The following is a 12109-nucleotide window of genomic DNA, read 5'->3' as shown; positions in this document are numbered from 1 at the left end:
TACCACCCAATGCGCAAAAAGCGCGCTGCCCGAGCCCTAGCACGCACATGGTTAACAAAGGTAAACCCGCGTGCCCACCCGGCCCTCAAATTGCTTTCACGGTCGTGCGAGCGAGAGCCATCCCGGCAGGTCGGGGCGAAAACGAATCGCCGCGAAAAAACGCAATTGCGCACCTGCCGCATGAAAGCGTCGCTGTCATAGCAATATGGCCAATTCGTGTCTCGACCTCTCCCGAGGCATGGCGCGGCGGAGCTTCGACAACAACTCGCTCGGGAAATGCCAGCAAAGGTCGGACACGCAGGGATTGCGTCCGACCCTTGAAGCTGGAGGTGCGTATGGCCGTGATTACAGGCGATACATGATGCTGTCGTTCCAGAAGCGGTCGAGGCGCTGCAGGAGCTTGTTCATCTGGGTGAACTCGTCCGAACCGATGCCGCCGACCTTGTGGATCGAGCCGATATGGCGCTCATAGAGCTTGGCAACGGTCTCGGCGATCTCCTGGCCCTCTTCCGTCAGGCTGATGCGGACCGAACGCCGGTCGATGCGGGAGCGCTGATGGTTGATGAGGCCAAGATCGACGAGCTTCTTGACGTTGTAGGAGACGTTGGAACCGAGGTAGTAGCCGCGGGAGCGAAGCTCGCCGGCCGTCAGCTCCGAATTACCGATGTTGAACAGCAGCAGCGCCTGGACGGCATTGACGTCGCTGCGACCCTGCCGGTCGAACTCGTCCTTGATGACGTCGAGCAGACGGCGATGCAGACGCTCGACGAGGTGAAGGGATTCCATATAGAGACCACGGATCGTTTCTTCCTGCGGGTCCCGGGGTGCTGCTACCTGCGGCTTCATCTTGGTGTTCATTTTCGTGCCTCACTGTTTCGTTTGGCGGTGTTTCTTTGTCTTCCCGCCTTGAGTGAGACCCTATCGAATACGTATAAAATTCTACTTAAACCGCAGCCTTAACATGTACTTACCATTCGCAGAGCCTGTCTCAGGGTGAATCAACCCTTACCTGCCGCGCCTGGCGCAGGCGCTGCCAGAGTATCGCCGCACGGAAGAGAACAAAGGTGACGGCGACCGTCCCATGCAGCACGAGGAGCAGCGGACGAGCCTCGAGCATGCCAGGATAGAACTCGTACATGACCATCTCGATGGCGGCCGCAAGCACCCAGATCACCGGCCCCCAGGAGACCAGCAACCAGAGCCCGATGGCGGCGACCGGATAGAGGACGGCAAGCGCGGTCGCCGCGGCACGCCACTCCGGCGCCAGCAAATCGAATCGACCGGCACCGCCGTGAGAGAAGCCGATCAGCATCGCCCAGTAGTTCAGCGCGAACCAGAAGCAGGAAGCCGAGACCAGGCGCAGGAACCAGCCGAACAGCATTTCGGTGAGCGACGGCTTCGGGACATGAGCAGAATCGTGAAGCATGGCCGGCAAGATAGGCCGAGTGCCGGCAATCCACCAGCGCTAAGCGCGGGTGGAAATGCCGCAGCCCCTCACCCGCCGCGATGCGGTTTTCAATCTGCCGAGGCGCGTGATAAACCGCCTTCGACCGACGCAGATGAAAGAAGAAGGACATGGGCGCGATGAACGACAGGACAAATCTTGTGGACAGGATCACCGGACACCGTCGGATGCGCCGCAACCGCAAGGCGGACTGGACACGCCGCCTGGTACAGGAGAACCGGCTCACCGTCGACGACCTGATCTGGCCGATCTTCATCGTGCCGGGCAGCGGCATCGTTCAGCCGATCGAAGCGATGCCCGGCGTCAGCCGCATGAGCATCGACAAGGCCGTCGAGGCGGTCAGGGAGGCGGCCGACCTCGGCATTCCCGCCGTCGCCACCTTCCCGAATATCGAGATGGCGCTCCGCGACGAGACCGGCTCGAACAGCCTTGCCGCCGACAATCTCATCAACGAGGCGACGCGGGCGATCAGGAAGGCCGTGCCGAATATCGGCGTCATTACCGACGTCGCGCTCGATCCGTTTACCAGCCACGGCCATGACGGCATCCTGCGGGCCGGCGAGATCGTCAACGACGAGACGGTGGAAGCGGTCGCCCGCGCCGCCGTCATCCAGGCGGATGCCGGCTCCGACATCATTGCTCCTTCCGAAATGATGGACGGGCGGATCGGCGCTATCCGCGAGGCGCTCGATGCGGCCGGCCACCAGAATGTCGGCATCATGTCCTATGCGACGAAGTTCGCCTCCGCCTTCTACGGCCCCTATCGCGAGGCGATCGGCACCGGCGGCCTGCTGAAAGGCGACAAGAAGACCTACTACATCGATCCGGCCAACGGCACCGAGGCGATCCGCGACGCCGCGCTCGACGTCGAGGAAGGCGCCGACATGCTGATGGTGAAACCGGGCCTGCCCTATCTCGACATCTGCTGGCGGATGAAGGAAGCCTTCGGCCTGCCGGTCTTCGCCTATCAGGTCTCGGGCGAATACACGCAGATCAAGGCGGCAGCCGCCAACGGCTGGATCGACGGCGAGCGCGTCATGCTCGAGACGCTGCTTGCCTTCAAGCGCGCCGGCTGCGACGGCATCCTCAGCTATTTCGCCGTCGAGGTGGCGAGGATCCTGGCAAAGCGGTGAGCGGCCGGTTCGCACGCCAGACGCATTGTTTTGTCGAATTCGGTCCCCATATGTGATCGAAACGATGCGAGGCTGACATGAGCATGCAAAACCAGGAACTCCGACTTCCGAGCCAGGACTGGCGCGCTTACCAGGGTGTCCTGTCGCGCCGCGTGTTCGCCTTCATTATCGACTATCTGATCGTCGCGCTGCTGTGGATCCCGGCTGCAGTGGTGGTCTTCTTCCTGGGCATCCTGACGCTCGGCCTCGGCTTCTTCCTCTATCCGGTGCTCTTCGCGCTCGTGGCGATGCTCTATTTCGGCCTGACGGTCGGGGGCCGCGAGCAGGCGTCGCTCGGAATGAGGATCATGGGCGTAGCGATCGCTCGAACCGATGGGCGGCCGATGGATTTCCTGACCGCGATCGTCCATCTGGCGATCTTCTGGATCGCCAATGCGCTGTTGACGCCGCTGATCCTGCTGATCGGGCTGTTCACGGACCGCGGCAGGTTGCTGCACGATCTTCTGATCGGCACTGTCGCCGTCCGACGCGACATGTATTGACCGTTTTACGGCCCGGAAAAGCCGGCCAGAGCCGGAAGCGACGGCCCCAGGAAAAATTTGCCGGCACTTTGCTCGCTCGCCCCGAACGAGTGTGTTGACGTTTTTCATTCTTCGGCCATCCTATTGCAGAGTAACCTCGCGAAGAGTGACCCCCGCGCTCGATGAACACGCAGACCACATCGTCTCCGCAATTCTATCTGACCGCTCCGGCAGCCTGTCCCTACCTGCCGAACGAGATGGAACGGAAAGTCTTCACGCACATGGTGGGCGAGCGCGCGCCCGAACTGAATGATCTTCTGACGCAGGGCGGCTTCCGCCGTTCGCAGAACATCGCCTATCGCCCGGCATGCGAGACCTGCCGCGCCTGCATTTCGGTGCGAATACTGGCCAACGAGTTCCTGCCCACCCGCTCGATGCGTCGTGTTCTGGCGGCCAACCAGGACGTGGTCGCCACCGAATACCCGGCAGAACCATCGAGCGAGCAGTACAACCTCTTCCGCCGCTATCTGGATTGCCGGCACCAGAGGGGAGGCATGTCGGACATGTCGGTGCTCGACTACGCCATGATGGTCGAGGATACCCATGTGCACACGAAGATCATCGAGTACCGCTTGCGGGCCGAAGGCGATGGCATCAGCGAGAAGGCCAGAGGTCCTCTGATCGCAACAGCGCTCACCGACCGGATGGGCGACGGGCTGTCGATGGTTTATTCCTTCTTCGATCCAGGCCTCGCAAACCGCTCCCTCGGCACCTTCATGATCCTCGATCATATCCGCCGGGCAAAGGAACGCGGCCTGCCGCACGTCTATCTCGGCTACTGGGTCAAGGGATCCCGCAAGATGGGGTATAAAACAAAGTTTTTACCGCAGGAGCACCTTATGGCCCGCGGTTGGGAGCGTTATGCTGGAGGGGAAGACTCCCCCGAAACCGCCACGGATTGACGATTGACCCCCTCCTCTGACGCCGCCCGGCACCGGCGCGGCCTTGCCATCACGGGCCTCGGCGGCCTTGCGCTTTCCTTCGACATCCCGCTGATCCGTTCGGCAGACGGTGAAGTGTGGTCTATCCTCGCCGTGCGCAGCCTGTCGACCTTTGCGGTGGCGATTGCCGCCTGGTTCTTCATCAATCGCGTGCTCCGCCGCCGCATCGCGCTGATCCCCGGCAAGGCCGGGCTAATCGCCGGCCTTTTTTACGGCATCAATTCCTTCACCTTCCTGCTCGCGGTATTCAACACGTCGACGGCAAACGTCGTCTTCATCCTCGCCTTCACCTCGATGTTCGCAGCGATCCTTTCCTGGATCTTCCTGAAGGAGCGGCCCTCCAACGCGACGCTGCTGACGATGGCGATCATGCTTCTCGGCGTCGGGGTGATCGTCCAGGACGGGCTTGAAAGCGGGCACCTGTTCGGCGACGCCATGGCCGCCTGCTCCGCCTTCCTGCTGGCGAGCGCCATCACGATCAGCCGCGCCGACGGACGGGACATGGCGCTGGTGCCGCTGACGACGGCGATCTTCCCGGCGCTCGCGGCGCTCATGCTCCTGCCAGCGAGCGGAATCGCCATTGCCGAACCGGGCTACATTCTCTTCAACGGGCTGGTGATGATCCCTGTCGCCTTCTTTTGTCTGGCGACGGGACCGCGGTATCTCTCGGCGCCGGAAGTGGGGATGTTTTACCTGCTCGAGACGATCCTGGCGCCGATCTGGGTGTGGGTCGTCTTTTCCGAGATGCCCACTCTCCAAACGGTCATTGGCGGCACAATCCTCATTCTCGCTTTGCTCGGCCATTCGCTCTGGCAGATGCGCAGCAAGGCGGCGAAGGCGCGGCTTCCCTGTGCAGAATTGCCATTTACCGGCTGATGCTGCAGCGACCCGTGCGCGTCTGATCAGACGCGCGGCGCTGCAGGAGTCACTGCGGGGGGGCCGGAGCGGGCCCCGTTTCCTCGATCTGCGATCGCATCGCCCAGAGCTCCCGATTGGTGTTGATCCATTCCGCCGCGACCTCCAATGGGCCCGGATCGGCGGCGACCACTTCGCGATCGTCCTTGTGCCGGCGGGTAATCAGCCCCGCCTCCTCCAGTATCACCATGTGATTTGACAACTCGTCCTGTTCGGCGCCGACCGCAGTGGCGACGTCCGCAATGGCGGTTTCACCAGCAAACAGGACTTCGAATATGCGGCGGCGCGTGGGATCGGCGAGCGCCAACAATGTATCGTCAAGAGCCGAGATCATCGCGTTCCTCTCTCCGGCGCATCATTCGGCAAATCGCGGCCGATTTAAGGAAACATCGAAGAGTTGCGGCCGTCGGCGAATGAGACGCGGAAGCTGTGGATAAACAGATCCGAACCAGCGACCAGGGGAGCCGAAGGTCCGGCAATCAGCCGCTGAACCTGCCGCTTCGCGGAAAGCCCTTGGGCACAAGGCGACCGGCGCCGGCGCGGTCGCCCAGCCACTCGACCAACTCGTCTTTCGTCTTCGTGAAGACACGGCCGGCACTATCCTCCCAGGTGAGGCCGTCGGCCATGTTGAAGCAGCGGATGTCGGAAATACCGCCGTCCTTGTAGCGCTGCAGGCGCACGCCCTTGCCGCGCGCCATTTCCGGTATCTGCGCCAGCGGGAAGACCAGCATCTTGCGATTGTCGCCGACGACGGCAACGTGATCCCCTTTGATCGGCACGACAAGCTTCGCCTCGTCCGGCATCACGACGTTCATCACCTGCTTGCCCTTGCGGGTATTGGCGACAATGTCGCTTTCCGTGACGAGGAAGCCGTTGCCGGCGGCCGACGAGACGATCAGCTTGCGCGCTGGATCATGCACGAGCGCCGTCAGCACATCCTGATCGTTTTCCATATCGACGATGATTCGCAACGGCTCGCCATGGCCCCGGCCGCCCGGCAGTTTGTCGCCGCCGAGAGTATAGACCTTGCCGCCGGTGGTGAAGACGAGGATCTTGTCCGTCGTCTGCGCCGGGAACGCCACCTTCAGCGCATCGCCGTCCTTGAACTGCAGCGCGGACGTGTCGGAGATGTGCCCCTTGAGCGCCCGGATCCAGCCCTTCTCCGAGATGACGACGGTGATCGGCTCCTTCTCGATCATCGCCTGCTGGATCGCCTCGATATCGGCGTCGGGCGCATTGGCGAAGGTGCTGCGGCGCTTGCCGAGCTCGGTCGCCTTGGCAAATTTCTTCTTGACCTCGCCGATTTCCCAGGCGACCGCCTGCCACTGCTTGTCGTCGGAAGCGAGCAGCGCTTCGATTTCCGCTTTCTCCTTCGACAGCGCGTCGAACTCGGTGCGGATCTCGAACTCCTCGAGCTTGCGCAGTGAGCGAAGCCGCATGTTGAGGATCGCTTCGGCCTGGACATCGGTGAGCGCGAAGCGCTCGATCATCACCGCCTTCGGCTCATCCTCCTCACGGATGATGCGGATGACCTCGTCGATGTTGAGATAGGCGATCAGATAGCCGCCGAGGATCTCGAGCCGCCGGTCGATGGCGGCAAGCCGGTGGCGGGAACGTCGCTGCAGGACCTCGCGGCGATGCGCCAGCCATTCGCTCAACACCTCGTTGAGCGCCATGACACGCGGCACGCGGCCCATCGACAGCACGTTCATGTTGAGCGGAATGCGGCTTTCGAGCTCGGTCAGCTTGAACAGCGATTCCATCAGGATATTGGCATCGACCGAGCGGCTCTTCGGCACCAGCACGACACGGACGTCCTCAGCCGATTCATCGCGAATGTCCTCGAGCAGCGGCAGTTTGCGCGCAATGAGCAGCTCGGCGATCTTTTCGATCAGCCGCGACTTCTGGACCTGGTAGGGAATTTCCGTAACGACGATCTGATAGCCGCCGCGCCCCAGGTCCTCGACACTCCAGCGGGCCCGGACCCGGAAGCCGCCGCGGCCGGTGCGGTAAGATTCGAGCATGCTGGCGCGGCTCTCGACGATGATGCCGCCGGTCGGGAAATCCGGACCCTCGATGCCGCCGCGCTGCGGATTGGCCGGATCGAACAGCAGATCCTCCAGCGGCGCGTTCGGATGACGGATGAGATGGAGCGCCGCGTCGCAAAGCTCATGGGCATTATGCGGCGGGATGGACGTCGCCATGCCGACCGCGATGCCCGAGGCGCCGTTGGCCAGTAGGTTCGGGAAGGCGCCGGGAAGGACGACCGGCTCCTGATCCTCCTCGTTGTAGGTCGGGCGGAAATCGACGGCATCCTGGTCGATGCCCTCCAGAAGAAGGGCCGCGACCTCGGTCATCTTTGCTTCGGTGTAGCGGTAGGCGGCGGCGTTGTCGCCGTCGATATTGCCGAAGTTGCCCTGCCCGTCGACGACCGGGTAGCGCTGTGAAAAATCCTGCGCGAGCCTGACCAGCGCATCATAGACCGACTGGTCGCCATGCGGATGGAACTTACCGATGACATCGCCGACGATGCGGGCGCATTTCTTGAACGAGGAATTGGGCCTCAAGCCCATCTCGCTCATCGCATGGATGATGCGGCGATGGACCGGTTTCAATCCGTCGCGGACATCCGGAAGCGCGCGATGCATGATGGTCGACAGCGCATAGGCGAGATAGCGCTCTTCCAGCGCCGCCTTGAGGTCAACCGGCTGAATGTTGTCGTCCCCGCCTGACGGCGGCAAAAGGCTTTGTCCCATGCCTCCTTGCTACCGCAACCGGCTCGCCGCGGCAAGAATCCGAGGCGATAGCACTGTGGAGAACGCGCTTCGGCCACTTGCCTATACCCCGGGTTGCAGGGATGAAATCCTTCCGGGTAATTATCCGGAAAGCATGATCCGCAGGGAACATCCGTCATTCGACTCGGCGATATAAATCTGCCCTGTTTCGTATTAGGGTCACGTCTGCCGATTTGGCCAGGTTGAGGGGTGGAATTTATGCAAGGAACGATGTTGGACGCGAACGGCCGTATTGCATTGCAGTGGTCGCCTCCCCGCCGCAGGTCGTCTGCGCATCCTCATGGTTGACGCTTTTCGAGACGACCGCCAAAACCACCCGCAGCCTCGCAAACAGCCCCACAAACGAACGTTTTTACAAGGAACACCGCAATGATGAATACGCGCAAGATCCGCCTGATGATGGCCAGCGCCGCCTTCCTCACGCTTGCCGGCCCGGCCCTCGCCCTGGACGGCGCGGACATGATAAAGAAACTGAGTGCCGCACTCGAGGTGAACGGCACCTCGCTCGCCTTCGACAAGGCGGAGGCGGACGGCGACGTGGTGACGGCAAGCGGCGTGAAGCTGCAAGTGACAGGACAGCCCGGCGAGTCGATCAACATAGGCGACGTGACGTTCGAAGGCGTCGAGGAAAGCGATGACGGCGGCTACACTGCCGAAACGGTCTCCTTCGCGGATGTGAATGTCAGCGAGAAAGAGGACAGCGTCTCCATAAAGGATATCGCGATCGGCGGCCTTTCCATTCCGGGCAATGCCTCGGGCGGCACGATCGACGACGTTCTGCTCTACGAGAGCTTCGGCACCGGTCCGATCGAGGTCAAGGTCAAGGGCAAGGACGTCTTCAAGATCGCCAGCATCGACAGCAATCTGAACCGGCAGGAAAATGACGCCGGCTTCGACTTCGATGCGACATTGGCCGGACTGTACGCGGACCTCTCGGATGTGGAGGACGCCAAGGCGAAGGATGCGATCGAGAAGCTCGACGTGAAGCAGCTCGACGGCCAGATGACGATGAAGGGAAGCTGGGAACTCGAGAGCGGCAATCTCGCCGTTGAGGAATACGCCTTCGACTTCAGGAACGTCGGCCGGTTGAACATCGCCATGGATTTTTCCGGCTACACGCTCCAGTTCCTGAAGGCGTTGCAGGAGGCGAACAAGGCCGCGCAAGCCAATCCGAACAAGGAAGAGGCCAACCAGGCAATGGGCCTCGCCATGCTCGGCCTCATGCAGCAACTGACGTTCAACAGCGCCTCGATCCGTTTCGACGACGCCTCGATCACCAAGAAGGCGCTCGACTATGCCGGCAGCCAGCAGGGCGTCACCGGCGAGCAGATGGCACAGTCGCTGAAGGGTCTCGTGCCGATCATGATGGCGCAGTTGAACCTGCCGGAACTGCAGAACCAGGTGTCAGCCGCGGTCAACGCCTATCTCGACGCGCCGAAGAGCCTGACGATCAGCGCCGAACCGGAAAAGCCCGTGCCGTTCCCGATGATCATGGGTGCCGCCATGGGCGCGCCGAACACCATCCCATCGGTTCTCGGCGTCAAGGTGACGGCGAACGACTGACGCACCATGAAACGCCGCGACTCGGAGCGGCCTTCGTGTCCAAGCCTGGCGAACTCCGCCAGGCTTTTTTTGTTGCTGCGATCGATGTTGCGATGTGGCGCTTGATGCTCGCCGGCGCCGGCCTATCTATCTCGACATGGTTTGCCGGCAGTTTGTGCATTCCCGACCGAAGAAAAGCGGAAGGAGGACGCAATGGGACTGAAGCATTCGGATATCACCGCCATTCTCGGCCCGGTCGACGAAACCCTGATGGCCGAACTTCTTGCGACGGGCGCGACCGCGAGTGAACTTGCCGAAGCGATTGCCTGGGTCAACAACGACGAAGCCCTGATCGGCGAGGGCCGCCATCTTCCGGCCGGCCGGGTTGCCGCGCTTATCGACATCCTGACGCCCGACGTCGATGAGGAATGACTGCGAACCTTCCGCCTCAGGACGAGGCCATCGTCTCGCTCCTGCGGCCGGCAAGGGTTCATTCGTGAGGCCCGGCCGCTGCCGGTAGGAGTACCTGATTTATCGTGTTGAGGGAGGGATCCATGGCTGCCAAAGACGTCAAGTTCAGCGCCGATGCGCGTGACCGGATGCTGCGCGGGGTCGACATAATGGCCAACGCTGTCCGCGTCACCCTCGGCCCCAAGGGGAGGAACGTGGTCATCGACAGGTCCTTCGGCGCGCCGCGGATCACCAAGGACGGCGTCTCCGTCGCCAAGGAGATCGAGCTCGAGGACAAGTTCGAGAATATGGGCGCGCAGATGCTCCGGGAGGTCGCCTCGAGGACCAGTGAAATTGCCGGCGACGGCACGACGACGGCGACGGTGCTGGCCCAGGCGATCGTCAAAGAAGGCGCCAAGGCCGTGGCCTCCGGCATGAACCCGATGGACCTGAAGCGCGGCATCGATCTTGCCGTCGAGGCGCTCGTCACCGAATTGAAGGGAAAAGCGCGGCAGGTTTCCAAGAACGAGGAAATCGCCCAGGTGGCGACGATCTCGGCCAATGGCGACGCGGAGATCGGACGCTATCTTGCCGAGGCGATGCAGAAGGTCGGTAACGAGGGCGTCATCACCGTCGAAGAGGCCAAGACCGCCCAAATCGAGCTCGAAGTCGTCGAAGGCATGCAATTCGATCGCGGCTATCTCTCGCCCTATTTCATCACCAACCAGGACAAGATGCGGGCGGATCTGGAGGATGTCTACATCCTGATCCACGAGAAGAAGCTCTCCAACCTGCAGGCGATGGTCCCGATTCTCGAAGCGGTGATCCAGGCCGGCAAGCCGCTGCTGATCATCGCCGAAGACGTCGAGGGGGAAGCCCTTGCGACGCTCGTGGTCAACAAGCTGCGTGGCGGCCTGAAGATCGCCGCCGTCAAGGCACCCGGCTTCGGCGACCGGCGCAAGGCGATGCTGGAGGATATCGCCATCCTGACCGGCGGCACGGTCGTGTCGGAGGATCTGGGCATCAAGCTCGAAAACGTGACGATGGAGGCGCTTGGACGGGCAAAGCGCGTCATGGTGGAGAAAGACGCCACCACCATCGTCGGCGGCGGCGGCACGAAAGAGGATATCAGCGGCCGTGTCGCACAGCTCAAGGCGCAAATCGACGAAACGACTTCCGACTACGACCGGGAGAAGCTGCAGGAGCGGCTCGCCAAGCTCGCCGGCGGCGTCGCGGTGATCCGCGTCGGCGGCTCGACGGAAGTGGAGGTCAAGGAGAAGAAGGACCGTGTCGACGACGCGCTGCATGCGACGCGCGCCGCGGTCGAGGAAGGCATCGTGCCGGGTGGCGGCGTCGCTCTGCTGCGTATCGTCAAGGTGCTCGAAGGCCTGTCGACCGGTAATGCCGACCAGCGCGTCGGCGTCGAAATCGTCCGCCGTGCCATCGAAGCGCCGGTGCGCCAGATTGCCGAGAACGCCGGCGCCGAGGGATCGATCATCGTCGGGCGGCTGCGCGAGAAGACCGACTTCGCCTACGGCTGGAATGCCCAGACAGGAGAATTCGGCGATCTCTTCGCGATGGGCGTCATCGACCCGGCCAAGGTCGTGCGCGCGGCGCTGCAGGACGCAGCCTCGGTCGCAGGCCTACTGGTGACGACGGAAGCGATGATCGCCGAGAAGCCGAAGAAAGAGGGCCAGATGCCGATGCCCCCTGGCCCGGGCATGGATTTCTGAGTAGCGGAACGCTTAGGCGTGGCTGGCGATCAGGGACGGGGTACGGTCACGTCCCACGTCCAGAGCTTGCCTGCTCGCGAGGTGAACTGATGGCTCATGCGGGCTCGGTGTCGATCCCTGCTTCGGCCAGTTCCTTGAAGCCGCCAATATTGAAAACCGAGGTATAGCCCATCTCCTGGAGGGTCTTGCCCGCAAGAGCGGAACGGACGCCGGAGGCGCAATGCAGAAGGATGGTTCTGTCCTTCTGAAAGGCTGGGTTGTGGTACTGGCTCTCCGGATCTGCTCGAAATTCCAGCATGCCTCGTGAGACGTTCAACGCCCCCTTGAGCTTGCCGGTTTGCTGGACTTCTGTCGGATCACGGACGTCCACGATGAGCACATCACCTGAGTGCACCTTTTCGGCGGCTTCGGCGGGAGACAATTTCGGGACGGCACTATTCGCTTCCGCCAGCAGATCCTTGACGTTCTTCGCCATCGTTGCTCTCCATCGATGCGCTGCTCCGGGGCAGCGGAATAAGGGAACGCTTCAAAAGAATCACTGTCAAGGCGAGCAG

Annotated in this window: 12 protein-coding genes; 7 read left to right on the top strand and 5 right to left on the bottom strand. The window is 62.2% G+C overall.

Annotated features, from left to right (window positions below; genetic code table 11):
• Positions 1-345: 345 nt before the first annotated feature.
• Entirely contained in the window at positions 346-858 is a 513-nt protein-coding gene (ldtR, locus tag N181_RS07200; RefSeq protein ID WP_012707529.1) for a transcriptional regulator LdtR, read from the bottom strand.
• A gap of 130 nt (positions 859-988) precedes the next feature.
• Positions 989-1426 carry a DUF6163 family protein gene (locus tag N181_RS07195; RefSeq protein ID WP_014327892.1) on the bottom strand — a complete coding sequence of 146 codons (438 nt, stop codon included), beginning with the start codon at positions 1424-1426 and terminating at the stop codon, positions 989-991.
• A gap of 158 nt (positions 1427-1584) precedes the next feature.
• On the opposite strand from N181_RS07195, the gene hemB reads away from it, so the two are divergent.
• The 4 genes from hemB to N181_RS07175 all read left to right on the top strand — a co-directional run bounded on the left by hemB (position 1585) and on the right by N181_RS07175 (position 4996).
• On the top strand, positions 1585-2598 hold the full coding sequence (gene hemB / locus N181_RS07190) for a porphobilinogen synthase (RefSeq protein WP_037391123.1): 1014 nt from the start codon (positions 1585-1587) through the stop codon (positions 2596-2598).
• A 77-nt stretch (positions 2599-2675) separates the two neighbouring features.
• Positions 2676-3140 carry an RDD family protein gene (locus tag N181_RS07185; RefSeq protein WP_014327890.1) on the top strand — a complete coding sequence of 155 codons (465 nt, stop codon included), beginning with the start codon at positions 2676-2678 and terminating at the stop codon, positions 3138-3140.
• A 161-nt stretch (positions 3141-3301) separates the two neighbouring features.
• Positions 3302-4081, top strand: coding sequence for an arginyltransferase (locus N181_RS07180; protein WP_014327889.1), 780 nt, complete (start codon positions 3302-3304; stop codon positions 4079-4081).
• Between the two features lie 3 nt (positions 4082-4084).
• Positions 4085-4996, top strand: a complete 912-nt coding sequence (locus tag N181_RS07175; RefSeq protein ID WP_037431188.1) for a DMT family transporter — start codon at positions 4085-4087, stop codon at positions 4994-4996.
• 49 nt (positions 4997-5045) lie between these two features.
• Here N181_RS07175 and N181_RS07170 read toward each other — a convergent pair whose 3' ends face one another.
• Complete coding sequence (locus tag N181_RS07170; RefSeq protein ID WP_014327887.1) at positions 5046-5369, bottom strand: ArsR/SmtB family transcription factor; 324 nt, start codon at positions 5367-5369, stop codon at positions 5046-5048.
• Between the two features lie 145 nt (positions 5370-5514).
• Positions 5515-7791: a DNA topoisomerase IV subunit A gene (gene parC / locus N181_RS07165; protein WP_037391095.1), complete on the bottom strand. Its 2277-nt coding sequence runs from the start codon at positions 7789-7791 to the stop codon at positions 5515-5517.
• Positions 7792-8199: 408 nt separating this feature from the next.
• Here parC and N181_RS07160 point away from each other — a divergent pair, with 408 nt between their 5' ends.
• From N181_RS07160 to groL, 3 genes are all read left to right on the top strand, one after another.
• On the top strand, positions 8200-9393 hold the full coding sequence (locus tag N181_RS07160; RefSeq protein WP_037391097.1) for a hypothetical protein: 1194 nt from the start codon (positions 8200-8202) through the stop codon (positions 9391-9393).
• A gap of 192 nt (positions 9394-9585) precedes the next feature.
• A complete protein-coding gene (locus N181_RS07155) occupies positions 9586-9804 on the top strand; it encodes a hypothetical protein (RefSeq protein WP_011975002.1) in 219 nt (72 codons plus the stop codon).
• Positions 9805-9926: 122 nt separating this feature from the next.
• Positions 9927-11555: a chaperonin GroEL gene (gene groL, locus N181_RS07150; RefSeq protein WP_037391099.1), complete on the top strand. Its 1629-nt coding sequence runs from the start codon at positions 9927-9929 to the stop codon at positions 11553-11555.
• Positions 11556-11649: 94 nt separating this feature from the next.
• Here the strand turns inward: groL and N181_RS07145 are convergent, their stop codons facing one another.
• Complete coding sequence (locus N181_RS07145) at positions 11650-12030, bottom strand: rhodanese-like domain-containing protein (protein WP_037391100.1); 381 nt, start codon at positions 12028-12030, stop codon at positions 11650-11652.
• Positions 12031-12109: the final 79 nt, after the last annotated feature.

Origin of the sequence: Sinorhizobium fredii USDA 205, assembly GCF_001461695.1 — a bacterium.
In the GTDB taxonomy this organism is placed as follows: Bacteria; Pseudomonadota; Alphaproteobacteria; order Rhizobiales; family Rhizobiaceae; genus Sinorhizobium; species Sinorhizobium fredii.
Note: the sequence above shows the minus strand (reverse complement) of the source record. Positions and strands in the feature narration are given on the sequence as shown.